Genomic DNA, 25,861 nt, shown 5'->3' with positions numbered 1-25,861 from the left:
TCTTTTCTTAAAGAAATTATTTCAACTTTTCGTTATTGTGATGCCTATCGTGATCGCGTTTGGTTTTGATACCCATCTTTTTATCAAATGCGGATTGCAAATCGATACCTGTTTGGTTTGCTAAACATAAAACCACAAAAACAACATCTGCCAATTCCTCGCCAAGGTCTTTGTTTTTATCACTTTCTTTTTCACTTTGTTCGCCGTAACGCCTAGCAATAATACGAGCAACTTCGCCAACTTCCTCTGTGAGTTGAGCCATATTAGTCAGCTCGTTAAAATACCGAACACCATGCTCGCTTATCCAATCATCTACTGCTTTTTGGGCATCTTTAATGTTCATAAATTACACCTTTTTTAGTACGATTTGCTCTGCTTGTTTTTCTACTACTTTGCCATAAAATTCTTTAAAAACAGAATAATCTGCAGAATCAATAATAGGCGATTTAATATCAAACTCTGTGCTTAATTGAATAAATTTTCCGTTTTGTTTAGCAACAAAAGAATACGTTACAGCACCATCTTTAAACTTCATCACCTCACTCTGCGGTAAAGCTTCTAGCTCATAACCTTGTGGCAACATTATATTTACTATATTTTTATCTTTGATTGGCATTGTAAAATCAATAGGGTATTTTCTATTATCCAAATTAAATGGATTTTCTTTTTCTGCCATAAACAATAATGGTGAAAAGTAGAGTTTTCCTCCAACTTCATCAATGGCATCACTTAGCTCATAGTCATAAGATACTGAAAAAGCACCGTTGTCTTTAGTTTCAATTTCTGTATCTGAAACTTCAATAGCCCCTTTTCCTTTTTCGATAGATTTTATTTGTTCATCCTTGCTTAATCCTAAATAATTTCTTTTGTAACGAAGCGCCATGTTAGAGGTAATCATCTGTCTTACCTTACCAGAAATACTAAAATCGTCTTCAATCTTAACATTTAAAGACGAAGATTGTTGTGACTGTTGACTTGGAGACAAAGATACCCAACTAGAACTTCCATCTTCTTTAACCAATCGACCTTGCCAGTTAAGTGTGCGCTCTGGCAGTACATTTAAATTACTATAAATCTCTGAAGCATCAATTAGCACATATTGACCTTCGTTTTCAACCATACAAACTACGTAGTTAAATCCTTTACGTGTCGGATATAATGGAATTCCGTTATTACGAGTGCTTACTAAAACAGGATTAGCATTAACGCCTTGCGATTTTAGCATAGCTATAAGTAAAAGATTGATATCACCTATGTTTCCTTCTCCTTCTTGGTATGCTTTTTTAATACCCTTTGAAGATGTAAAACCATAGATACCATTCCATTTTACTTTAGATTTTACAAATGCATTAAGTATCGCGGCTTTTTCAAATGGGTTTTCAACTCCCGCAGTTAAAGTAGCTATGTCGTCCTTAAAAAAATTATCTTTATCTATTTGACCTCCAAAACTATTTTGGTCATAAATAGTTTTTGAGACACTTTCCCAAGACGAAGAAAACGATTTTTCTATTGCACCATAATCATTGAGAGTAGCAACCATTTCAAAACTCATTTTGGAAATATAATTTTCCATACTTCCAACAAATGCCTCCTCAATTAAACTTGGAATATTTTTTTCGTTTATTTCTAGTACATTATCGAAATAAGTTTGAGAAGATCTGCTGTAGTTAGTATTTGTAACGCCTACACCTGATCTTTGCTTATCAACAAATGCAACTTTTCTATCCTCTTTTCTCTCCTTTACTTGTGGAAAATATGTTGCTCTTAAGTTTGCCACTTTATTATACCTAGCGTATTGAGGTGTAGCTACTTTAATATCTAGTTCATTTATAGGTATATTATATTGAAAATAAATATCATCAATTCCACTAAATGGAGATTTTATTGTATAAGTGTATTCTATGACGCAGCCGTCTTTTACATTTGGCATAGTGATAGTACTAACATCGGTAAACTCATTTAATTCTTCCTTAAAAATTCCGTCATTTTTCAATTTATCTTTTTCAACTTTACCACCAATTAAATTAAAAGTATAGCCTTTTATATCGTAAATTTTTTCTTTGGTTGCACCTGAAGAACCTTGGTATAAGTATACTTTTTCTGTTGCCCAATCATAGCCTTCTTTGTTATAAATTTTAATTCTCTCTTGCACTTCACGATTTTGAATAAAACCTTCCCCTTGAACATAAGTAAACGTTATATACTCTTTTTTATATAATACCGCTGCATTTGCAGAAGGCTCGAGAGGATGTGTTTTTTCTTCAAGCTCTGCTTTGGAAACTTTTCCAAATCTAAAATCTTGTGAAAAGCTTAATATTGAAAATGCTGATAAAATTGTTATTAATAGTATTTTTTTCATTTTTATTTAAAGGTATAGATTGATTAATAATTAGTTTACTTTAAGTATAATTTTAGATTTGTCTAGTTTAACGATTTGCTTTCTAAATTCTCTAAAGGCATTATAATCTTCTTTATTATAATCTCCTTTATTCATTATCCAAAGGCGCGAAAATTTAAGTTGATGGTCTGTTATTTTTTCAATTTTGTATTCAAATAATCCAAATTTAGTTTCAATTTTTTCTCCTTCAGACATGGCCTCAACTACAACATTATCTGGCAGGTTAATTATAAATTCATCTACGTCTTTATAGGCACGTTGAATTTTAAAATCTAAGTTTCTTTTTTCGTAACGCGTAGGTATTGCTTCTACTCTATTAAATATATTTGGCATTAAAATAAGTCGGTTTCCACTTTTTGAAGCATAGTTTTTGGCGCTTAAATCAATACTTTCTGTTAGGACTATATCATCTTTATTGTTTTTTAAATCTATAGACAAAATTTCAACATTATTAATATTATCCCAATATTTTTTATAGCTCAATTTTTGGTCTCTCTCAGATAAAGTGACTATTCCTTCATGCTTAGCATACTGAAAGCCGGTAGTTTCAATTTTTACTTTGGCATCTATTGCGCCATTAGCGCTTAAATTGACAATTGCATTGGTTACTTGTTTGCTATCTTCGGCATTGTATATTTTTGTATGTACAATTTCGCCACCTTGGGGTTTAACCAAAAGCACATCTCTGTCGTCTGTAAAACCAGCTGTGAAACCAAAAGGATTGGTTTGGCTAGTACATTCTAAAAAAATGTGATTATCATCATCTGGTAGACATAAAATCACATGGTTTCCTTCAGTTACAGAAAAATCTTTATCTATATCTTTTAGATCACTATCACCCCAAACTACTGTATAAAAAGAAGGTACATTAACAGCTTCTAATAATGCCTTGGTATAGTTAGTTAAACCCTTACAATCACCATAGCCCAATTTGTCTACATCTGTTGCATCCATAGGTTTCCATCCACCTATACCGACTTGCACACTAATGTATCGGGTTTTGTCCTGCATATATTTATACACTATTTTGGCTTTTTCTACATTATCTGTAACGTTTGCTGTAAGCCTTTTAACGTCATCAATTGCAGATTGTGGAATTTCATCTGTACCAGCAATTAGCTCGGTATACATCCATTTTCCAAAATCAGTCCAATTATTATTTTCTCCTTTAATACCTTCCATATTAAAAGTAGTTAAAGCAGATTTTAATCTGGGAACAATGTTAGAAATACCAGGATTATAGGTTTCGTATTTTATGCCTTCCAGGTTTGATGCTTTTGCATGCGTTTCTGAAATAACGTCAATATTAAATTTATCGAAATTTACAGCCTTCGTTCTTACGGGTATATCGGAATTATTTACAATTTGGTACTCTGATTTTTCCACAGAAACATAATAATCATCGATTGGAACCCATTGAGGCACAAAAGCAGTACTTTTCATTTGAACCTCAGATTTATACTCTATAGTATAAGGGTATTTAACTGGTGTATAATTTAGATATTTAACTCGGCTATCTGAATATAATGTACCGCCACTAACAGCACTTTGGTCTGTGAAATCTCTTAATTTAAATTTTTTTATTTCATCACCAGAAGCATCGTAGATACGTGCTTCCATATCTTTGATTTTTGTGTTTTCATCATAACCTTCAATGGCGTTTTGATGTCTATTTCCGTATTCATTAAATACAGTAACAATACGATGTGTAGTTACATACATATCATCATAGTCGTTGATTTCAATAATTTGCTTGTCGAATCTTACAACAGCGTTTGCTTTTACCTTTAAGCTTATGGGAATTGTAGTTGCCTTATAATCTGAATCTGACTGGGAGAAAGAAAGAGTAAACAGAAAGGAAAAAACACAGAATAGGTGCGTTTTTATATGTTTCATTCAAAAAAAATAGGATATAAATATAAAAAGAGAAACCAATTAATCAAAAAAAGTCAATGTTACTTTTATGTTATACTTTTTCTTTACTATCGATAATTATGGTTACTGGACCATCATTGATAAGAGATACTTTCATATCTGCACCAAATTCTCCTGATTGTATTGGTTTTTGTAAATGCGTTTGAAGCGTTTGTTTAAAGGCTTCGTAAAGTGGTATGGCAATCTCAGGCTTTGCTGCTTTTATATAACTTGGACGGTTGCCTTTTTTAGTACTGGCGTGCAGCGTAAATTGACTTACTACAATAATATCGCCTTTTATATCTTGAATAGAGAGATTCATTTTACCGTCGTCATCTGAAAATATTCGTAAGCCACAAATTTTTCGACATAACCAATCAATATCTTCTTGAGTGTCTGCATTTTCTATACCGACCAAAACCACTAAACCTTTTTTAATTTCAGCAACAATAATATTATTTATAGTTACTGAAGCTTGAGAAGTGCGTTGAATGACAAGTTTCATTATGATTTATGTTTCCTAATAAATAATTTTAAAGTGCATTATAAAATAGAGTTATTTCTCATCCCAATTATCGGTTCGATAATGTTCATCTTCGCCTTCTAATATTTGGAGGTAGCTTTTATATCGAGAATACGAAATTTCATCATTCTCTAAAGCATCTTTAACGGCACATTTTGGCTCCTTAACATGCAAGCAATTATTAAACTTACAGTCTTGTTTTAAAGCAAAAAACTCTGGAAAATAGTCACCAATTTCTTCTTTTTCCATATCTACTACACCAAAACCTTTAATACCTGGTGTATCTATAATTTTAGCATCAAAACTTAAATCAAACATTTCTGCAAAAGTTGTGGTATGTTGTCCTTGCATGTGCTGATTAGAAATGGCTTTAGTACGCAAATCTAAAGATGGTTCTATAGCATTAACCAAAGTCGATTTTCCAACTCCCGAATGTCCAGCAAACATAGAAGTCTTGTCTAGCATAAGGTCTTTAACTTTATTAACATTATGCCCTGTTATTGCAGATACTTCAATACACGTGTAACCAATATCTTTATATATGCTAGCTAAATACTTGGCTTCATAAAGCGTATCTTCATCATAGTCATCTATCTTATTAAAAAGTAGTATTGTTTTGATACTGTACGCTTCGGCAGTAACCAAAAAACGGTCTATAAATGTGGCAAAAGTTGGAGGATTATTTATGGTTACTAATAGAAAAACTTGGTCAATATTTGAAGCAATAATATGGGTTTGCTTAGATAGATTTACCGATTTACGGACAATGTAATTTTTACGTTCTTCTATGCGTTTAATAACGCCAGTTTCGGTATTATTTTTAGTTTCTAAGTCAAACTCAACCACATCGCCAACCGCTATAGGATTTGTACTTTTAATGCCTTGCAGACGAAATTTACCTTTAATTCGGCATTCGTAAAAAGTGCCGTCGGTCGATTTAACGGTGTACCAGCTTCCAGTTGATTTGTATACGGTTCCTATCATAGTTTGTATTACAAAGAAACGATATAAATATTAAATTTGGTTTTGTTTGTTTAAATAAAAAAGGCTCGCTAATCTGCGAGCCTTTTTGGTTTAATTATTCACAATCTTATTCTGATGATTAATCGACTCTTGATGAACCGCTTTAAACACGCGAAGGATAAATTCTTCACTAAGGTTTTTTTCTTCGCCTTGAAGAATCATCTTTCCTAAAATTTCATTCCAACGTTTAGATTGCAAAACCGAAACATTGTGGTCTTTTTTAAGCTGACCAATCTCGTCGGCAATATTCATTCGTTTACCTAACATTTCTATAAGTTGATGGTCAACAACATCTATCTGTGTACGTAAAGTATTTATCTTGTTTTTAAATTCTGCTGCATCTCCAACTTCTTTACGTATACGTAAATCTTCGGTATATTTAATTAATGTTTCTGGCGTAATTTGCTGTGCTGCATCACTCCAAGCTTTATCAGGATTGTGATGTGTTTCAATCATTAAACCGTCATAATTTAAATCTAAAGCTGTTTGGCTTAGTTCAAAAATTATATCACGACGTCCTGCAATATGTGATGGATCTAAAATTAGTGGTAAATCTGGAAAACGGTTTTGTAAATCTACTGCTATTTGCCATTCTGGATTATTACGATATCTCGTTTTTTCATAAGTTGAAAATCCTCTATGTATTACTCCTAAGTTTTTAACATCTGCTGTATAAAAACGTTCTACTGCACCAAGCCATAATGCCAAGTCTGGATTTACTGGATTTTTAATTAATACCGTCTTGTCTGTACCCTTTAAAGCATCAGCAATATCTTGAACTATAAACGGACTTACCGTCGTACGTGCGCCAATCCATAAAATATCAATATCATGTTTTAACGCAAGCTCAACATGGTTAGCATTTGCAACTTCGGTTGTTGTAAGTAATCCTGTTTCTTCTTTAGCACGTTGCATCCATTTGAGACCTAAGGCGCCAACACCTTCAAAATTTCCTGGACGCGTTCGTGGTTTCCAAATACCTGCTCTAAATACGGTGGTATCGCTATCTTTAAGCTGATGTGCTATTTTTAATACTTGTTCTTCGGTCTCTGCGCTACATGGACCAGCGATTACCAATGGGTGATCTAAACCAAAGGCATCTAACCAGTTTCTTAATTCTTTTTTATTCTCCATAGTTCTTCTTCTTTTTTATTTTATTCCGTTGAGGATTTTTTTAATGTGATTTGTGGATTCCATTTCTTGAAACACTGATTGAAAATCATCTGCTTCCATTAAAGTTTTAAAATGTTTTAAGTTGTTAATATATTCTTCCAACGTTTCAATAACGTTGATTTTATTTTGTTGAAATATTGGTGTCCACATGGCTGGACTGCTTTTAGCTAATCGTACGGTACTTTCAAATCCACTGCCTGCCATATCAAAAATATCGCGTTCGTTTTTTTCTTTTTCAATGACCGTCTTACCCAACATAAACGCGCTAATATGAGATAAGTGAGACACGTAAGCAATGTGTTTATCGTGCGCTTTAGGGTTCATGTAACGTATGCGCATCCCTAAGTCTTTAAATAAGGTCAGCGCTTTTTCTTGAAGCTTAAATGCTGTTTCCTCTACTTCGCAAATGATATTAGTTTTATCTTTAAACAGTCCATTTATTGCTGCTTTAGGACCCGAATGTTCTGTACCAGCAATAGGATGCGCTGCTAGAAAATTGCGCCGATTTTTGTGATTTTTTATAGCTTTACAAATATCTTCTTTTGTAGAACCCGCATCAAAAACTATAGTATTATCGGCTATGTTATCTAATACTTTCGGTAAAATTTTTAATGTTGCATCGACAGGAATAGCAATGACAACTAAATCCATTTGATTTAAATCTTCAAACGAAATTTCTTTATCAATAACGCCTAAAGACTTTGCTTCTTCAATGTGCGTTTTATTGGTATCTATTGCATTTATATCTACTTCTGGGTATTTTGCTTTAATGTCTAAAGCAAAACTTCCACCGATTAATCCAACACCTATGATAGCTATATGTTTCATATTATTTTACGCGATTTATAGCTTCTTCTATTAATGCACTTTCTGCACATAATGAAAACCTTACATAACCTTCGCCATTGGTTCCGAAAACAGTTCCTGGTGTAATAAAAATACTATGTTCTTTCAATAGTGTATCTACAAATTCTTCACTCTTAACGCCAGAAGGTAATTTTGCCCAAACAAATAAGCCTGTATCATCTTCATTACACATACAGTTTAAAAGCTTAGCTAATTGTAGCACTAGTTTTTTTCTGTTTCTGTAAACGCTATTAACACTTTCAAACCATATATCTGAACTTTTTAAGGCTTCAATAGCTCCCTTTTGGATTCCATAGAACATTCCCGAATCCATATTGCTTTTTACCTTTAATACGGCATTTACAAGCTCATATTTACCGATTAACATACCAACTCTCCAACCTGCCATATTAAAGGTTTTACTTATGGAATTAAGCTCTAAACAAGTATCTTTTGCACCTCTGTATTGTAAAATACTTTTCGGTTTTTGAGTTAGAATAAAACTGTACGGATTGTCATTAACTATTAAAATGTTATGTCGTTTTCCAAAAGCAATAACATCATCGTAAAATTTATGATTTGCATCCATACCTGTTGGCATATGCGGATAATTAATCCACATTATTTTTACTTTAGACAAATCCATACGCTCGAGCGCAACAAAATCTGGCAACCAATGATTTTCTTCTTTTAAATCGTATAACAACGGCTTTGCTTGTAACAGTTTGGTAACACTTGTGTAAGTAGGATAGCCAGGATTTGGAATTAAAACTTCGTCTTTAGCATTGAGAAAAGCCATAGAAATATGCATTATGCCTTCTTTGCTACCCATTAACGGCAAAATCTCTGTAGCCGCAGATAAATCTACATTGTACTGCGATTTGTAGAAGCTAGCCATGGCATCTCTCAGTTCTGGTAAACCTTGATAACTTTGATATTTGTGCACACCTGCATCATCAAAGCTGTCTTTTAAAGCCATAGTCGCCTTTATTGGTGGATTTAAATCTGGGCTACCAATTCCTAAATTAATTATAGGATGACCTTGCGACTTTAAAAAAGCTACTTCTTTTAGTTTTTTTGAAAAATAATATTCTTCAACTTGCTTAAGACGGTCGGCGACTTCTATCATAATTTTCCGTTTTTATATGCTCCTAAAACTTTAAAATTTTGAGCCATTAATTGCACAACAGATTTTGCTTTTTCATAATCGGAAACCTCGTTAAACGTTACGTCAATGAAAAACGCGTATTTCCAAGGTGTTTCAATCTTAGGTAGTGACTGAATTTTAGTTAAATTTAATTTACAGTCGCTTAATACATTTAAAATAGTGGCTAAACTTCCTCTTTTATGGTCAAGCTCAAATTTTAAAGACGCTTTATTAATATTTTTAGTCACATATTCGGTTTGACGTTTTACTATAACAAAACGTGTCTCATTATGTTTAATCGTCTGAATGCTTTCTGCCAATATATTCAGATTAAACAATTGAGCTGCAGTTTTGCTGGCTATGGCTGCAATTCCTTTTGTGTTTCCATTAGAAATTTCCTTTGCAACCTCAGCTGTATCTTTAGCTTCGACCAACTTTATATGTGGATGATTTTTAAAAAACGATTTACATTGCAAAAGTGCCATTGGGTGAGAATGGACCTCTGTTATATCTGAAATATTTTGACCTGGCAAAGCCATTAAGTTATGCTGAATATCTAAATAATGCTCACCTACAATCTGCAAATTATTAGCGTCTATTAAGGCATAGTTTGGTATAATTGAGCCGGCGATAGAATTTTCAATAGCCATTACTGCAACATCAACATTTTTTAGCAATAGATGTTCTACAAGGACATCAAAACTAAGACATTCTTCCAATGTCGAAGCAGTTCCAAAATACTGTTCTGCAACAGCATGATGAAAAGAACCTTTAATGCCTTGTATGGCTATACTTTTAGTTTGATTCAATTTGTAATATTTAAATAAAAAAAGTCTCAATTTTCATTGAGACTTTTTAAAATATATGTTTTAACTATTACATACTAAGCCTCGCTTCTTTTGCTAAAAAAGTAGTAAAACCAGTTGTAATATGTTGCTTGTTTGTTCATTTATATAATTCTGCTGCTAATGTAACCATTAGATTGAAAAATAAAAATTTTTAAAATAGTTTTTTGCATCTTTCGTTTTCTTAATTAATAACTAACTTTACTAAAATATTTTCTCTAATGTCAATAACGGTAAAAGGAATTACTAAACAATACGGAACTCAAAAAGCATTAAACGATATCTCTTTTTCTGTAGATACTGCCGAAGTAGTTGGTTTTTTAGGACCTAATGGCGCAGGCAAATCGACTATGATGAAGATTTTAACCACGTACATTAATCCTACAGAAGGTAAAGCCAATGTTAATGGCTTTGATGTTTCTGAAGATAAAAAAAATGTTCAGAAATCTGTTGGTTACTTACCAGAGCATAATCCGCTTTACACGGATTTATATGTTAAAGAGTATTTAAGATTTAATGCAGGCGTATATAAAGTTGAAAATAAACGAATTGAAGAAGTTATTAAGATGACAGGTCTTACTCCTGAAGCTCATAAAAAAATCGGACAACTTTCAAAAGGTTACAGGCAGCGTGTAGGTTTGGCAAATGCACTTTTACACAATCCTGATGTGCTTATTTTAGATGAGCCTACCACAGGTTTAGACCCAAATCAGCTAGTTGATATTAGAAATCTTATTAGAACTATTGGGAAAGAAAAAACTGTCTTTTTATCTACGCACATTATGCAAGAGGTTGAAGCCATGTGCGACCGTGTTATTATTATAAACAAGGGTAAAATTGTTGCAGATAAAAAACTTACCGACTTAAGAGATGGGCAAGAACAAGTTGTTATTGTGGAATTTGATTACAGAGTTGAAGATGCCTTTTTACTTAAGTTACCAAAAGCAACTAAAGTTAAAAACACACACGATTTTGTTTACGAGGTAACGTTTTCAACCACAGAAGATATGCGTTCTCATGTGTTTGATTTTGCTCATGACAACGAATTAAAAATTCTCCAATTAAATCAAAAAAACGCAAGCTTAGAAAGTCTATTTAGAGAGTTGACTAATTAAATATTAATCTCCCATTAAACACTTCTTCAACATCTACAATTGGTGGTTGGTTAAAAGAAATAACATTGCCGGTAGAAAGAATAGTACCTGTTAATTTTTCTTGCGGATTTACCAACATATCGTTTGATCCTCTATGAAACACAGATATATTTTGTGCTATTAAATTTTCGCCTTCAAAACGACCATTTCCTCCTGCAAAATTTATATTAAGATTTTCAACCTCACCTTCAATATAAAAAAAGGATAAATTATTTGAAATTATATCTAGGTCTTCTGTATCTAATTGTAGTTTAAAATCGCCTATAGCAAAACTATCAGGTTGAGAAAAATTTTCTGAAAGTAAAGTTAAGTTGTCAAAAACTAAAAGCCCGTCAGATGAAATATTAAATTGGGTTGAGCATCTTATTTCTAAAAGATTTGGTGTCGTAACATAAATCTTAGTTATCCCAAAATCACGTACAAAATTACAAGTATTGTTGTCCGTTAGAATAAGTTGATTATCAACTACAGTTACCGAGACATCATTAAAAAGATTTTCACCTGTTTCTACAACTACTTCTTGAAAGCTTCCTTGCTTAATAATTAGCTCTACGTCTCGATTAACCAAAATTCGTTCAAAATTTGGAACCGCAATCGTTGTTTGTGTAATAGCACCAGAGGTTTGAAAACAGTCGGAAGCATTGTCGCTATCGCACGACAAAAACAAAACGAGACACCATAAGTATATAATCTTTTTCATAATCTAATTCCTACTCCAAATTCTAAAGCTTCGGCACTAAATCCATGAGATTTTAGAGTCAACGCGCCAAACCATTTCTTACCAAAATAACGTTTTAATCCTGCTCTTACATAAGTTCTACTTTCAAACTTAAAAGGATAATAAACATAGTAGCCTAATTGTGTTATTAGCGAAAGTTTATTTACAAATAACTCATGCCCAACAAAAACTCCAGCACGCTTGTAATCTTCATCTCCTGTAACATCATTTTCTAAAAGTGACGTACTTTCAAATCGTATTTGTTCTTTTAAAAAGTTTGAAAAAAACACATCTGTACCAATTTGTATAGCACTTTTCTGGTTCAATCTTTTGTCTGCATAAGCTGAAATAATGTAAAAGGGATATTGCGCAGTACCAATAATATCACCTTGGTTAAGCCCAGACCTAAATACCAAATTGTATTTTATGTTTTCAGTAGATTTTTCTTTTTCTATATCTGCAATGTACTCAGGTGAATTCTCTTCTAGATTATAAGTTAATCCTGCACTCAAAGCTATAGTATTAACACTAGTATTTGGTGATTTAAAATTTGCGTTAGAATAATGTATTAGAGAGAAACCTGCCTCAAAACCAACACGATTAAAAATGCGCTCTTTTTTATATTGAAACATAACATACGTGCTGCTTAAAAGCTTAGAACCAAAAGCAATATTTTTAGGATTTTCTTCTCTATCAAAAGGATTTGAGGTATGTGCTATACCTTGACCAATCCTAAACATTAAATTTCTATTCAGAAAATAAAAATTATAATGTCCGTAAAGTCCAAAATTATTTCCTAAAACTGGATTTTTTAAATCTTGATAAATAAATGACACACCGTAATCTGGATAATTATAGCTTTGTTCCCAAGCTCTAGCTCCAAAAGTTTTTTTATTCCAACTTAAGATAACGCCTTCGGGTTGCCCTTGGATTAAACCCAAAATATCATTATTGTGAAGAGCGATGTAACCCTTAAAATAGTTTGCATCAAAATAAGAATCTGATTTTGAATCTTGTGCCATCAAGAGGATTGAAATCAGACTAAAAAAACTCGCTAAGAAGTATCGCATTATTAATTTTTAATGCCGTAAAAGTAACCAAAATTTATACTTCATTATTTAAAATAAAATGAAGGTAAAAGGGTCATAAAAAAATGCTCAGATTAAAAAAGATTGATAAATCTAAAAAATGACTTTTGCAACTTCTTGAATGTTACTGCTTTTTCCCATAGAATAATAATGTAAAACAGGAATCCCAGCAGTTTGCAGCTCTTTGGATTGCTTAATACACCACTCAATACCAACTTGCCTTACTTGACTATTATCTTTGCATTTTACAATATCAATCACCAATTCCTCAGGTAAATCTACATGAAAACGATGCGGAATTAAGTTTAATTGCTTTTTTGTTGAAATAGGTTTTAGACCCGGAATTATTGGAACTTCAATTCCCGCAACACGACATTTATCTACAAAATCAAAATATTTTTGATTGTCAAAAAACATCTGAGTCACAATATATTCAGCACCATTTTTTATTTTCTTTTTTACAAAATGAATATCACTATCTAAACTCGGCGCTTCCATATGTTTTTCGGGATAACCTGCAACACCAATACAAAAATCTGTTTTAGAACAATTTTGCAAATCCTCGTCTAAATACACACCATTATTCATATCCGAAATCTGACTTACCAATTCACTTGCATAATTATGCCCTTCTATTTCTGGCTTAAAATAAGTTTCTGTTTTTACGGCATCACCACGAAGCGCCACCACATTTTCTATCCCTAAAAAGTCTAAATCTATCAAGAAATTTTCGGTATCTTCTTTAGTAAAACCACCACAAAGAATGTGCGGCACAGCATCAACGCCATATTTATTTTGTATTGCTGTACAAATACCAACTGTGCCAGGTCTTTTTTTTACGACTTGTTTTTTTAATAATCCATTACCCGCATCTTTGTATGTGTATTCTTCTCTATGGTACGTTACATCAATAAATGGCGGTTTAAACTCCATTAAAGGGTCAATATTATCAAATATGGATTGAATATTTTGTCCTTTTAATGGCGGCAAAATTTCGAAAGAAAATTGTGTATTTCCGCTAGCATTCTTTATATGTTCAGTTACTTTCATGAGCCTCTCTTAATCTCTCCAAAGGAGAGAAACTGTTATTGTTTTATGTTTACATTTCACTTTTTAAAAGCTTTACCTTTATTAACATCTACAAGATTACTAAACTCTTCAGAAGTCCAATAGTTCCTTCCCTTTGGGAAGGTTATGATGGGCTTTAATCTGCCAAATTTGGGCTTAGCCATTTTTCTGCCTCATCGATACTAATTTGTCTTCGGATTGCGTAATCTTTTAATTGGTCTTTCGTGATTTTTCCTAATCCAAAATATTTGGCTTCTTTGTTTCCAAAATAGTAACCGCTTACACTTGCTGCCGGCCACATGGCTAAACTTTCTGTAAGTTTTACTCCTATACTTTCTTCAACTTTTAATATTTGCCAAATCGTTTTTTTCTCTAAATGGTCTGGACAAGCCGGATAACCTGGCGCTGGTCTAATGCCTTTGTACGCTTCTTTAATAAGTTCGTCGTTAGTTAGATTTTCAGTATTTGCGTAAGCCCAGTGTTTTGTTCTCACTTCTTTATGTAAATATTCAGCAAAAGCCTCAGCCAATCGGTCTGCCAAAGCTTTTATCATGATAGAATTATAATCATCATTATCGGCTTCAAACTGCTCTGCTAACTCTTTTGTGCCAAAACCTGTAGTAACGCAAAATGCACCCATGTAATCCTCAATTCCTGTTTCTTTTGGTGCAATAAAATCTGCTAAGGCATAGTTTGGAATGCCTTCTCGTTTTTTAAGTTGTTGGCGAAGTGTTATGAATTTTAGCCTTTCTTGATGAGATGCTGAATCAAGTTCAGCATTACAATCTGAAATTGAAATTTCAATATCATCATCGTTAATCGTATTTGCTGGAAAAAGACCAAAAATGGCTTTCGCTTTTAGCAGTTTTTTATCAAAAATGCGTTTTAATAGTAATTGTGCATCGTTAAATAACTCTGTGGCTTGTTCACCTACTATTTCATCTTTTAAAATATCAGGATATTTACCATGCAAATCCCAGCTTCTAAAAAATGGCGACCAATCTATAAAATCTTTTAGCTTTGTAATATCGAAATCTTCAACGACTTGAATCCCTAATTCGTTCGGTTTTACAATTTCAGCTTCATCCCAATTTATTTTAAATTTATTTTTTCGAGCGTCTTCAATAGTCAAATATTCTTTTCGTTTTCCTCGAGTTAAAAACTGCGCTCTAAACTTATCGTATTCCTCTCTGATTTGTTCTTTATAAACCTTGTTATCTTGCTGTAGTAAATTACCAACCACCGTCACTGCTCTTGATGCGTCATTGATATGTACCACCGTATTATTATAATTCGGTGCAATTTTTACTGAGGTGTGTGCTTTTGATGTTGTAGCACCACCAATGATTAAAGGAATATCTAAATTCTCTTTTTCCATAGCTTTTGAGACATAAACCATCTCATCTAAAGATGGTGTTATGAGTCCGCTTAGTCCAATAATATCTACATTCTCTTGTTTAGCGGTTTCAATAATTTTTTCTGGTGGCACCATAACGCCCAAATCAATAATCTTATAATTATTACAGCCCAAAACCACACTCACAATATTTTTACCAATATCATGAACATCGCCTTTTACAGTTGCCATTAATATTTTACCAGCAAATTCCGCTTTTCCATCTTTCTCTGCTTCAATAAAAGGTTGCAGGTATGCCACCGCTTTTTTCATCACCCGTGCCGATTTCACAACTTGCGGTAAAAACATTTTTCCGCTACCAAACAAATCTCCAACGACGTTAATTCCTGCCATTAAGTTGCCTTCAATAACTTCGATAGGTTTTAAGGCTTGCTGTCTTGCTTCTTCAACATCTTCTACTATAAAAGCATCAATCCCTTTCACCAAACTATGAGTAATTCTATCTTGAAGTGGAGCACTACGCCATTCTAAAACTTTAGTTTCATCTTCTTTCTTTTGACCTTTAACCGTTTCTGCAAAATCTAAAAGTCGTTCTGTGGCGTCTTCTCTTTTATTAAAAAGCACATCTTCTACATGTTCTAATAAATCTTTTGGGATTTCATCATAAACCTCCAATAAGGTTGGGTTAACTATCCCTAAATTCATACCATGTTGTATCGCATGATATAGGAAAGCTGAATTAATTGCTTCCCTAACAACGGTGTTCCCTCTAAACGAAAATGATACATTACTCACACCTCCAGAAACGTTAGCATAAGGTAAGTTTTTACGAATCCATTTTGTAGCATTGAAGAAATCGAGTGCATTTAGTTTATGCTCATCCATCCCTGTAGCGACAGGAAAAATATTTGGGTCGAAAATAATATCTTGAGGCGGAAAATTGACAATCTCTGTGAGTATTCTATAAGAACGTTCACAGATTTCAATTCTACGCTCGTATGTATCAGCTTGACCAACTTCATCAAATGCCATAACAATTACTGCGGCACCGTAACGTTTTACAAGTTTTGTTTGGCGTATAAATTCAGCTTCACCTTCTTTAAGGCTTATAGAATTCACAACACATTTGCCTTGTACAACTTGTAAACCAGCTTCAATAATTTCCCATTTAGAACTATCAATCATAATAGGCACACGGGCAATATCTGGCTCAGATGCAATAAGATTTAAGAATTTGACCATGGCATACTTTCCGTCAAGCATACCTTCGTCCATATTAACATCTATAATTTGTGCTCCACCTTCAACTTGGTCACGAGCAACATCAAGTGCTTCGCTATATTTTTCTTCTTTAATAAGTCGAAGAAATTTTCTTGAACCTGTAACATTGGTTCGTTCACCAACATTTATAAAATTAGATTCTGGCGTAACCACAAGTGGCTCTAAACCTGAAAGTGTTAAGTATTTGTTTTGCTTTCTCATCGCTTAGTACTTCTCAGCTGCGCTCAAACCGACAGTCTTTTTTCGTGGTTTATAATTTTTCGCAACCTCAGCAATGGCTTTGATATGTTCTGGATTTGTACCACAACAACCACCGATAATATTAATAAGATTATCTTTTAGATAGTCCTCAATATAGGCTTTCATTTCCTCTGGTGTTTGGTCGTATTCGCCGAAAGCATTAGGCAAACCAGCGTTAGGATGCGCTGATGTGAAAAACTCTGTTTTATTAGATAATCTTTGTAAATATGGCTTTAACTGTTCGGCACCAAGCGCACAATTAAAACCGACAGTTAACAGCGGAATATGTGAAATGGATGCCAAAAATGCCTCTACAGTTTGCCCAGAAAGTGTTCTTCCAGACGCATCTGTAATTGTACCAGATACCATTATGGGAATATCGATATTTCGTTCTTCCTTAACTTCTTCAATTGCAAACAATGCGGCTTTGGCATTTAGCGTGTCAAAAATGGTTTCAACCAAAAGCAAATCTACGCCGCCATCAATGAGTGCTTCAACTTGTTGTTTGTAAGCCACACGTAATTCTTCAAAAGTTACGGCACGATATTCTGGTCTGTTTACGTCTGGTGACATGCTTGCGGTGCGATTTGTTGGCCCAATACTACCAGCTACAAAACGTGGCTGCTTTGGGTTTTCTTTTGTAAACTCGTCTGCAACTTGCTTAGCAATTTTGGCAGATTCGTAATTGAGCTCGTATACCAAATCTTCCATTTGGTAATCTGCCATAGCAATAGTTGTACCCGAAAATGTATTAGTTTCTACAATGTCTGCACCAGCTTCAAAATATTTTCTGTGAACGTCCGCAATGGCTTCTGGCTGAGTTAAAGACAGCAAATCGTTATTACCTTTTAATGGCGATGGATAGTCCTTAAAACGCTCGCCTCTAAAATCTTCTTCTGTAAAATTATAGCGCTGTAACATGGTACCCATTGCACCATCAAGTACTAAAATTCGTTTTTGTATTTGTTGATATATATTGCTCATTGTTATTATAAAATAGATTCCCGCTTAACTTTTGGTCAAAGTCAAAAACGGGAATCCTAATTTTAAGACCTATAAAATAAGTCTATTAAAATTGAACACATCTTAAAATTAAGATGCAGCATGAATATGTTATAAAGAAACTGTGTGTAACTACAAATGGGTAATTACTTGTGGTTATCTATCTTGTTTTGCGAGAAATGATTCGCGTCTTCAAGTAGAATTTAGCACCTTCTTAGTAAGTCTAAGGGTTGCTAAGGCTTCGTCGGGTCTATTCCCTCAGCCTTTCTTGATAACATTTTCATTAAAGTTTTGAACTTTGTTTTACAAATATCGCAATAGAAATGTTTAAAATCCAAATTAAATGTGATTTATTTAAATATTTTCACAAACTGACCAAGGTCATTTAGCTTTAGAAAAAACCATAACACTTATCTGAAGTAAACTATATAAAAACCGTATGTGTTTTTAAATATATTTTAGGTTTTTTGTTTTCAATTTAATCTGTATTTTTGCCGCATAGAATTATAGAGGAATGATTTGACTGATTGCAACCTCTGGAAAAAATTGCTAAAGACAGTGTTATACTTTCCATATTATTACGTCAAATCATTTCAGCAAAAGAAAAAATTATGGCGTATTTATTTACTTCAGAAAGTGTTTCTGAAGGACATCCAGACAAAGTAGCAGACCAAATCAGTGATGCTTTAATCGATAACTTTTTGGCGTTTGACAAAAACTCAAAAGTAGCTTGCGAAACGCTTGTAACTACAGGACAAGTGGTTTTGGCAGGCGAAGTAAAATCTGACACATATCTAGACGTACAGCAAATTGCTAGAGACGTTATTAATAAAATTGGCTATACCAAAGGCGAGTATATGTTCGACGGTAGTTCTTGCGGCGTTTTATCTGCAATTCACGAACAGTCTCCAGACATCAATCAAGGTGTAGAACGCGCCAACCCTGAAGATCAAGGTGCTGGAGACCAAGGTATGATGTTTGGTTATGCCACTGACGAAACTGAAAACTACATGCCTTTGGCTTTAGAGCTTTCGCACAGATTATTAAAAGAATTGGCAGAATTACGTCGGGAAAATAAAGACATTACCTATCTACGTCCTGACGCTAAATCTCAGGTAACCATTGAGTATAGTGACGATAATGTACCTCAGCGTATTGATGCCATAGTATTATCAACACAGCATGATGATTTTGATGAAAGCGAGCAAGTTATGCTTGATAAAATAAAGTCGGACATTGTTACTATTTTAATTCCGCGCGTGGTTGCAAAATTACCTGTACATATCCAGAAGTTATTTACAGATGATATTACGTATCACATCAACCCTACTGGAATTTTTGTTATTGGTGGCCCACACGGTGATACAGGCTTAACAGGTCGTAAAATTATAGTAGATACTTATGGAGGTAAAGGTGCTCATGGTGGCGGTGCTTTCTCAGGAAAAGACCCGAGTAAAGTAGACCGTTCTGGTGCTTATGCTACTAGACATATTGCTAAAAATTTAGTGGCGGCTGGCTTGTGTAAAGAAGTTTTAGTACAAGTAAGTTATGCTATTGGTGTTGCAAAACCAACAAGTATAAATGTTGAAACTTACGGAACGGCTACCGTTGATAAAACCGATGGTGAAATTAGCAAAATAGTAGAGTCTATTTTTGATATGCGTCCTTATTTTATTGAGCAACGCTTAAAATTAAGAACACCTATTTATTCTGAAACTGCGGCATACGGACATATGGGACGAACTCCAGAAGTTAAGACACTAACGTTTAAAAACCCGATGGGACAAGAAGTTACTGAAACAGTTGAAACCTTTACATGGGAAAAATTAGATTATGTGGATAAAGTAAAAGCTGCTTTCAATTTATAAACAGTTATAAATAAATATTTTACTTAGAACATCCTAAGTATTGAAAATTTAAAATCATAAAACCTTTGGATTAAGTTCTAAAGGTTTTTTTATGATTTAAATTCATTAAATTATAACGCAACCATTTATTGAGAAAATCATCTTTAGTAAAACAACCATTTATGAAAACTGCTAAAATCTTATTCTTTTCAATTATATTTATTCTCATTAGTTCTTGTGAAAACGATGATGTTTTAAACTCTGAAGTACCATTAGAATATATAATAATCACGATAAATGATGACTTTGAAGCACAATTTGAAATATTTGATGATATTCAAAATGAATGTGAATTTAACTTAAGTATATCTGATGAGCTTTTTCTATGGAATCCACGATGTGAAGCTCACAATAATTCAGAATTCTTTTTTACAATTACTAGTTTTCAAAGTGAAACCAACATCCCTATAAATCTTAATGGCACCTTTGGCGGAAATGAACTTGAAGCCATATTAGGTTTTAAAATCCCGTACCCTAATTCGATGACTAATGATTTAAGATTATTTCAAATGCTAAATGGAACCGTTGACATTTTGGCTTCTGGTGAAGTTGGAGAATACCTAGATTTTCAATTTTCTGGTGAAGCATTGCTTATTGGAAGTCCAGCAGAAGTTGTTAATGTCGCTGGTGAAGTACATCTGATAAGAGACAATTAAAAAAGCCTTCTCCACTTCGACTACGCTCAGTGACCAGAGAAGGCTTTTTGTTTTAGTTTCTACCCCCATCACGGTTAGGTGAGCGTGGTGTTGGCCAAGTTCTTTGTTTTCCAGTTCTTGGGTTTATCGGTAATACAATTTTTTCTCTTGATGTTTTTTCTGCGTCTTCGGAAGCCATGTATGCTAAAATAGCTGTAAGAATAGCATTGTTTCTTACATCATCAAATACAATTTTATCATACGTATCTCTATTTGTATGCCATGTGTAATTCCAGTAAGACCAATTTAAAGAACTTAAACTAAAAGCTGGTGCGCCTTTTGCTAAAAAAGAAGCATAGTCAGAACCTCCACCTGCTGGAGAACCTGGAAAAGTCGTTTCGATATGCTTTGTAATATTATTAGGCACGGCATATAACCAACGTGATAAATAATCGTAAGAATTTAAAAATCCACCACCAGAAATGCGCACTACACGACCTGTACCATTATCTTGATTAAATAACGCTTGTAATCCTTCTACAACTTCTGGATGGTCTTCAACAAAAGCTCTAGAACCATTTAAGCCTTGTTCCTCACTTCCCCAATGTCCTGCGATAATAGTACGCTTTGGGTTTGGATAATATTTTTTAATTAAGCGCATGGCTTCCATCATAACCATTGTACCTGTTCCGTTATCTGTGGCACCTGTTCCGCCATCCCAAGAATCAAAATGTGCAGATAATATTATATACTCGTCTGGTTTTTCAGAGCCTTTAATCTCTGCAATAGTGTTAAATGTAGGTACGCGTCCTAATTCTTTAGACTCTGCAATAATTTTTAATTTAGGCGTGTGACCAGATTCTGCTAAGCGGTACAACATACCATAGTCTTCTAACTCTAAATCTACGGTTGGTATTTTCTTTGTACGTGCACTAAAAATTTTATTTACACCAAATCCTCTCGACCAATTACTTGCAATAATCCCAGCAGCTCCTGCTTCTTCTAACACTGGAATAATTGAACGAGTATTATAACCAGTTTTACTAATATTTTCACGCCAAGCTTTTGTTTGAGCATCTCTCTCGTCTTTCATTTTCTGAAAAGACTCTTCCGTTGCAAATTCTTCCCAGTTGTAATCTGGACGACCTGTAGGTTGCTTCATTGATATTAAAACCAGCTTGCCTTTTACGCTAGGCAACCATTTTTGAAATGAAATAGAATCTTTAATATTTTTGGGAAGTACTATTACTTCAGCAGTAATACCTTTAGAACCTGTGCTTGGATTCCACGCTAATTGCATTCCACTAAGGGATTGAACTCTTGGTTCTATCATATCAATGTGTGTAATGCCGCGTTCCCATCCGCGCCATTCGCCCCATTTTTCTTTACGAGCATCTATTCCCCAAGATTTATATTTTTCAATGGCCCAGTTGTGTGCATTGAGCATTTGCGGCGTTCCTACCAATCTAGGTCCAACAACGTCCATTAGTTCGTGACCAATATTTTCTAATTGAGAATTTTCATTCGCTTCTTTTACAATAGCTTCAATAGTTGGGTCTTTTTCTTGTGCTTTAACATTGGTTATGTTAAATGCAAAAGCAATAATGAATAAGTAAATAACACGTTTCATAAGTTTTGATACTTTAATTGGTTAGAGGAACAAATTACAATATTTGCTGCACATCTAAAATATCTAAACTATAATGCCCATTTTACTTAAAGTAAAATGGGCATTTAAAAAATTTATCTATTTATTTTAAAGTGTATAAACAGCTCTAAATGTTATAAAACGTGGCTGAATAAATGTCTCCGATGTAAATGCCGAAAAATTGCCAACATTGTTAGTTACATTAGAGTCAATATCTAAAATATTACTTGCTCTAATCTCATACTCCCATTTAGCATCACGATTTTTTCTGTAGCCAATACGCGCATCCCAAACTTGATTAGAAATTGTTTCTGTACCGTTATCTTGGCTTCGGTATGAATAGTCTGTTACAAAAGTTAATGAATCCCATATATATGCATCGAATCTAACCGATGGTTCATTAACTATAAACTTTGTACTTCTCGTACCTTGATTGTTATCGGTTACAGAGTATTGATAACGCAACCTTACATTTGGTGCTTCTCTAAAATTAGTACGGATTTCTGGTCTATAACTCTGCGTAAAACTTTCATTTTCAGATTGACGCCCTTGAATAAACTGATTACGTAAACTGTAATTGAAATTTGTTGTGATTGCGCCTTGAATTTTTCCCCAACGTTTTTGCCAACGTCCAAATGCTGTGAAGTTTTCATCAGCAAACTGAGAATTGAAAAAAGTACTTGTTGTAATTACGTTCTCGAAATTAGTTAAGGAACGTATTTGATCTATATTTTTAGTATAACTTACTCTACCAATGACATTTGTATTGTTAAAGAGATTAAAACTTCTATAAAACAAACTTAAGTTATGAGATAAGCCGTTTTGTAAGTTAGCATTACCGAATGATAAATTATCAAAATTATTTAAAACTAAACCTCGAGCTAAATTTGTAACATCTGTAAACTGATTACTCATACGGTAATTAAATTGTAAACTCTCAGATTTTTTAAATTGGACTCGCGCTTCAAATTCTGGTAAAATCCTAAAGAAATTTTCTTCTGTCGTTGCTCCAAACTGCATATTTTGGTTTCCGTAAGCATGAACAGAAACACCAGGTCTAAAGGTAAATTTTCCCGTTCTTACATTGTATCTGGTTCCTACATAAATATCACTAAAATTATACTGTGTATCGTTGAAGCCGTTTAAAGGATTACCATCTAAATCATTAATAGTTGGGTTAGCATCTTGAGTATTACTAGAGTCATTTAGGTCTAAAAACTGAAAGATATTAGAGTCATAGTCTTGACGACTTAAAATGGTACCAAAAGTAAAACTAATGTTGCTTTTGGCATTTAAAATATTATAGTAATCTAATTTAGCGTCTAACTGATTGGACTTTACGAGTTCCGTCTGACCAATATTATAAAAATCTAGACTTCGGTCTAGTCCTAGTTGCTCAGCTGTTTCATCATACGCATCTTCATCAATGGTGTTTGGGTCATCATCTATACCGTTATCATTGTTTGTTGGGTCATTATTTAAAATCGCGTTATAAAATGGATTTTCTCTACTTAGCAAATGCTGAGCTTCAAGAGCAAAAATGTTGTTTTCGTTTAACGTATAATAGTAGTTTAGGTTTTGGTTAATGCTAAATGGTGTTTGGTCTTCAACTTGTGATGTTGTACCAATAATTGAAGAATTTTCTATCTGACGTTCTTCATCCCTAGAAGTACGCGTCAAGACATCATAATCCAATTGATTGTTTACATTTGGTTTATAAGATGCGCTCAGCTTAGCGAGAAATTGATCTGATGCTTCTCGCCCATCGTTTTCTGTTCTTTCATTTGGCGGAATATTAGACTCGTCTATTGATGTATTTGGGTCATCTTCAACTTGGATATATTCAAGAAAATTAATTTCTTTAGTACTTAAGCGTGTTGTATTATAGATTAAAAAACCACTTAAATCTAGAGATTTATTGGGTGAATAACTGAAGTTTGTTGCCAATAATTTTGACTCAACTGTTAAGGCATTTTGAGAATTTGTTAAACCTTGTAAACCATTATTACCAAGGTTTAAGTTGGTTCCACTATCTCTACTCGGTGACCTAAATCCACCACCAAAATTTCGTACATCTCTGTTTGATAAAGCAGGTTCTCCAATGTTGTTAATATCTCCAATAACGTTGACACTGTATTTAGGACTGTAATAAAATAATTTTGGTTGTACCAAATACAATTGGTCGTTAGGTGCTGGTGCTGTGCCAACTCCTGCGGTTATATCTCCAAACCAAAAGTTTTCTTTACCTTCTTTCAGCTTTATATTTATGGCCACGTTATTTTGGTTGTTTTGAACACTTCTTAGTTGACCTACTTCAGAAAAATTACGTAAAACCTCAATTTTATCGACCGCGTTAGATGGTATATTTTGCGTAGCTAGTTTTGAGTCACCATCAAAAAAATCTTTTCCGTTAACAGTTATTTTTTGAACTCTATTTCCTTCAACTTCAATTTGTCCTTGATCATTAATTTCAACACCAGGTAGCTTTTCTAAAACATCACCTAGTTTTCGTTCAGAACCATTTTTAAAAGAATCTGCATTATACACAATTGTATCTCCTTTAATAGTTACTGGCATTTCGTAAGTGAGCTCTATAGCGTCCAAAGCGTTGTCTAAAGCCATGATAAAGTCCTTTTTAATATCTGCTTCTTTGGTATCAACAATTAAATCGATAGTTTTCATACCAATGTAAGTCACTTGAACTTTGTACTTACCGTTTTTGCCAAGTGCTAATTTATATTCGCCTTTAGCATCAGTTATCCCGTAAGATTCTAATGCTTTAGATTCTTGGTTAATTGCAATAACATTAGCCAATTCTAAAGGCTGACCGATGCTATCTTTGACAACTCCAGACATTTTAACTTGCGAATAGGAGCTTAGTACTACTATGATTGCAAGTAGCGTTAGTATTTTTTTCATTTTTTGGTTTGATTAAAGTTGAATAGTTTGAAATACGAAATTAATTACGTCTTCCGCCACGACCACGGCCTCTCCAGTTTTCGCGCATTTCTTCCATTTTCTGTGTTGTGATTTTAGTGTACTCTTCTTGTGTAACGACTTCACCTTTTGATGGTTTATCTATATTATCTTTTTCAGAAGGATTCATTACTATTTTAGTACAAAGAATAGTTGTTCTATCAGCGTTAACTTCTAGAATTAATCCTGGTAAACCCCAATAATCGTCTGGTCCTTGATTAATAGGTATTTGTGGTGTATACCATGCCGTAACTTCTATAGTTTTTGGTATTTCTACCTCGTCCATTGGGTCTCCCGATTTTTTAGCTTCAGTAGAATCGTTTTCAGCTTTTTTATCTCTATCGTTATTGCCTCTACGACGCATGCTTCTCCAATCAAAACCATTCACGGGTTTTGTCGCTGTGGCTTTAAAAACGGTATACTGACCAATCTGCTTAGTTTCTGTACCCATTTTCCATTCTAGATTTTTTAATTCGTCTTTAATTAAAAATTTTTTGCCAAAAAACTCTTGATCTTGTAAAACCTCTTTTTCTTTTACATTTTTATATTTTGGACCACCAGTAAAACTACTAGAAAAACCTCCGAATCCGCCGCCTGAACCTTGTGCTTCTAGACGTTCTTCTTCTTTGTAAATAGACTCTTCTTTATTAAATACGAGTGTGTACTCTTTTTCAAGAAAACTCTTCATACGTTCTTGCCAACGTTTCATTTGTTCTGGACTAACTTGTCTATTGCCACCACCAAACTGGCTCATATCCATAGTAGTTTTTGTTTGGTAATACGCTTTACCTTGAAAGTCTGCTTGCCCAAAGGAAAAGGCTACAAACATAATAGCTAAGGCTAAAGAAAAAGGTTTTAATACTGATAATTTCATTTTGATTTATTTAAACTTAAGTTGTGTCTTTTAGACTTACGAAA

At 33.6% G+C, this 25,861-nt stretch carries 20 protein-coding genes and 1 riboswitch; of the genes, 3 read left to right on the top strand and 17 right to left on the bottom strand.

The annotated features are described in order from the left end of the window. Positions 1-16: 16 nt before the first annotated feature. From ACFQ1Q_RS07345 to ACFQ1Q_RS07305, 9 genes are all read right to left on the bottom strand, one after another. On the bottom strand, positions 17-343 hold the full coding sequence (locus ACFQ1Q_RS07345; protein WP_386129473.1) for a nucleotide pyrophosphohydrolase: 327 nt from the start codon (positions 341-343) through the stop codon (positions 17-19). 3 nt (positions 344-346) lie between these two features. Beyond that, on the bottom strand, positions 347-2,359 hold the full coding sequence (locus ACFQ1Q_RS07340) for a transglutaminase domain-containing protein (RefSeq protein WP_386129471.1): 2,013 nt from the start codon (positions 2,357-2,359) through the stop codon (positions 347-349). A 30-nt stretch (positions 2,360-2,389) separates the two neighbouring features. After that, positions 2,390-4,294: a DUF3857 domain-containing protein gene (locus ACFQ1Q_RS07335; protein WP_386129469.1), complete on the bottom strand. Its 1,905-nt coding sequence runs from the start codon at positions 4,292-4,294 to the stop codon at positions 2,390-2,392. Positions 4,295-4,364: 70 nt separating this feature from the next. Next, positions 4,365-4,817, bottom strand: a complete 453-nt coding sequence (gene dtd, locus ACFQ1Q_RS07330; RefSeq protein ID WP_386129467.1) for a D-aminoacyl-tRNA deacylase — start codon at positions 4,815-4,817, stop codon at positions 4,365-4,367. A gap of 51 nt (positions 4,818-4,868) precedes the next feature. Further along, positions 4,869-5,819 carry a ribosome small subunit-dependent GTPase A gene (gene rsgA, locus ACFQ1Q_RS07325; RefSeq protein ID WP_386129465.1) on the bottom strand — a complete coding sequence of 317 codons (951 nt, stop codon included), beginning with the start codon at positions 5,817-5,819 and terminating at the stop codon, positions 4,869-4,871. Between the two features lie 90 nt (positions 5,820-5,909). Then, entirely contained in the window at positions 5,910-6,992 is a 1,083-nt protein-coding gene (locus ACFQ1Q_RS07320; protein ID WP_386129464.1) for a chorismate mutase, read from the bottom strand. Positions 6,993-7,007: 15 nt separating this feature from the next. Continuing rightward, a complete protein-coding gene (locus tag ACFQ1Q_RS07315; protein ID WP_386129462.1) occupies positions 7,008-7,859 on the bottom strand; it encodes a prephenate dehydrogenase in 852 nt (283 codons plus the stop codon). A 1-nt stretch (position 7,860) separates the two neighbouring features. Further along, the gene (locus tag ACFQ1Q_RS07310; protein ID WP_386129460.1) at positions 7,861-9,006 is read right to left on the bottom strand and encodes a pyridoxal phosphate-dependent aminotransferase; all 1,146 of its coding nucleotides are present in this window, start codon (positions 9,004-9,006) and stop codon (positions 7,861-7,863) included. Then, on the bottom strand, positions 9,003-9,833 hold the full coding sequence (locus ACFQ1Q_RS07305) for a prephenate dehydratase (RefSeq protein WP_386129458.1): 831 nt from the start codon (positions 9,831-9,833) through the stop codon (positions 9,003-9,005). Before ACFQ1Q_RS07305 ends, ACFQ1Q_RS07310 begins: the two co-directional genes overlap by 4 nt. Before the next feature lie 257 nt (positions 9,834-10,090). Here ACFQ1Q_RS07305 and gldA point away from each other — a divergent pair, with 257 nt between their 5' ends. Beyond that, on the top strand, positions 10,091-10,984 hold the full coding sequence (gene gldA / locus ACFQ1Q_RS07300) for a gliding motility-associated ABC transporter ATP-binding subunit GldA (protein WP_386129456.1): 894 nt from the start codon (positions 10,091-10,093) through the stop codon (positions 10,982-10,984). On the opposite strand, the gene ACFQ1Q_RS07295 is transcribed toward gldA, so the two are convergent. The 5 genes from ACFQ1Q_RS07295 to ACFQ1Q_RS07275 all read right to left on the bottom strand — a co-directional run bounded on the left by ACFQ1Q_RS07295 (position 10,977) and on the right by ACFQ1Q_RS07275 (position 17,759). Further along, positions 10,977-11,723, bottom strand: coding sequence for a head GIN domain-containing protein (locus ACFQ1Q_RS07295; RefSeq protein WP_386129455.1), 747 nt, complete (start codon positions 11,721-11,723; stop codon positions 10,977-10,979). The genes gldA and ACFQ1Q_RS07295 overlap by 8 nt on opposite strands. Beyond that, the gene (locus ACFQ1Q_RS07290; protein ID WP_386129453.1) at positions 11,720-12,763 is read right to left on the bottom strand and encodes an acyloxyacyl hydrolase; all 1,044 of its coding nucleotides are present in this window, start codon (positions 12,761-12,763) and stop codon (positions 11,720-11,722) included. Before ACFQ1Q_RS07290 ends, ACFQ1Q_RS07295 begins: the two co-directional genes overlap by 4 nt. A gap of 159 nt (positions 12,764-12,922) precedes the next feature. Then, entirely contained in the window at positions 12,923-13,879 is a 957-nt protein-coding gene (metF, locus tag ACFQ1Q_RS07285) for a methylenetetrahydrofolate reductase [NAD(P)H] (RefSeq protein WP_386129451.1), read from the bottom strand. Positions 13,880-14,033: 154 nt separating this feature from the next. Then, on the bottom strand, positions 14,034-16,736 hold the full coding sequence (gene metH / locus ACFQ1Q_RS07280) for a methionine synthase (RefSeq protein ID WP_386129449.1): 2,703 nt from the start codon (positions 16,734-16,736) through the stop codon (positions 14,034-14,036). A 3-nt stretch (positions 16,737-16,739) separates the two neighbouring features. Continuing rightward, positions 16,740-17,759, bottom strand: a complete 1,020-nt coding sequence (locus ACFQ1Q_RS07275; RefSeq protein WP_386129447.1) for a homocysteine S-methyltransferase family protein — start codon at positions 17,757-17,759, stop codon at positions 16,740-16,742. 171 nt (positions 17,760-17,930) lie between these two features. Then, positions 17,931-18,055: riboswitch (SAM riboswitch) on the bottom strand. A 333-nt stretch (positions 18,056-18,388) separates the two neighbouring features. Here ACFQ1Q_RS07275 and metK point away from each other — a divergent pair. Together metK and ACFQ1Q_RS07265 are read left to right on the top strand one after the other, a co-directional pair. Further along, a complete protein-coding gene (gene metK, locus ACFQ1Q_RS07270; protein ID WP_386129445.1) occupies positions 18,389-19,645 on the top strand; it encodes a methionine adenosyltransferase in 1,257 nt (418 codons plus the stop codon). A 161-nt stretch (positions 19,646-19,806) separates the two neighbouring features. Further along, entirely contained in the window at positions 19,807-20,340 is a 534-nt protein-coding gene (locus ACFQ1Q_RS07265) for a hypothetical protein (protein ID WP_386129443.1), read from the top strand. A 52-nt stretch (positions 20,341-20,392) separates the two neighbouring features. Here ACFQ1Q_RS07265 and ACFQ1Q_RS07260 read toward each other — a convergent pair whose 3' ends face one another. The 3 genes from ACFQ1Q_RS07260 to ACFQ1Q_RS07250 all read right to left on the bottom strand — a co-directional run bounded on the left by ACFQ1Q_RS07260 (position 20,393) and on the right by ACFQ1Q_RS07250 (position 25,817). Then, positions 20,393-21,949 (bottom strand): M20/M25/M40 family metallo-hydrolase, encoded by a 1,557-nt coding sequence (locus ACFQ1Q_RS07260; RefSeq protein WP_386129441.1) that lies wholly within the window; start codon positions 21,947-21,949, stop codon positions 20,393-20,395. Positions 21,950-22,075: 126 nt separating this feature from the next. Then, the gene (locus ACFQ1Q_RS07255; protein ID WP_386129439.1) at positions 22,076-24,886 is read right to left on the bottom strand and encodes a carboxypeptidase regulatory-like domain-containing protein; all 2,811 of its coding nucleotides are present in this window, start codon (positions 24,884-24,886) and stop codon (positions 22,076-22,078) included. Positions 24,887-24,926: 40 nt separating this feature from the next. Beyond that, on the bottom strand, positions 24,927-25,817 hold the full coding sequence (locus ACFQ1Q_RS07250; RefSeq protein WP_386129437.1) for a GLPGLI family protein: 891 nt from the start codon (positions 25,815-25,817) through the stop codon (positions 24,927-24,929). Between the last annotated feature and the right edge of the window lie 44 nt (positions 25,818-25,861).

The organism is Winogradskyella litorisediminis (assembly GCF_042675765.1).
GTDB classification, from domain to species: Bacteria; Bacteroidota; Bacteroidia; order Flavobacteriales; family Flavobacteriaceae; genus Winogradskyella; species Winogradskyella litorisediminis.
The sequence above is the reverse complement of the archived record's forward strand: the minus strand, read 5'-3'. Positions and strand labels throughout refer to the sequence as shown.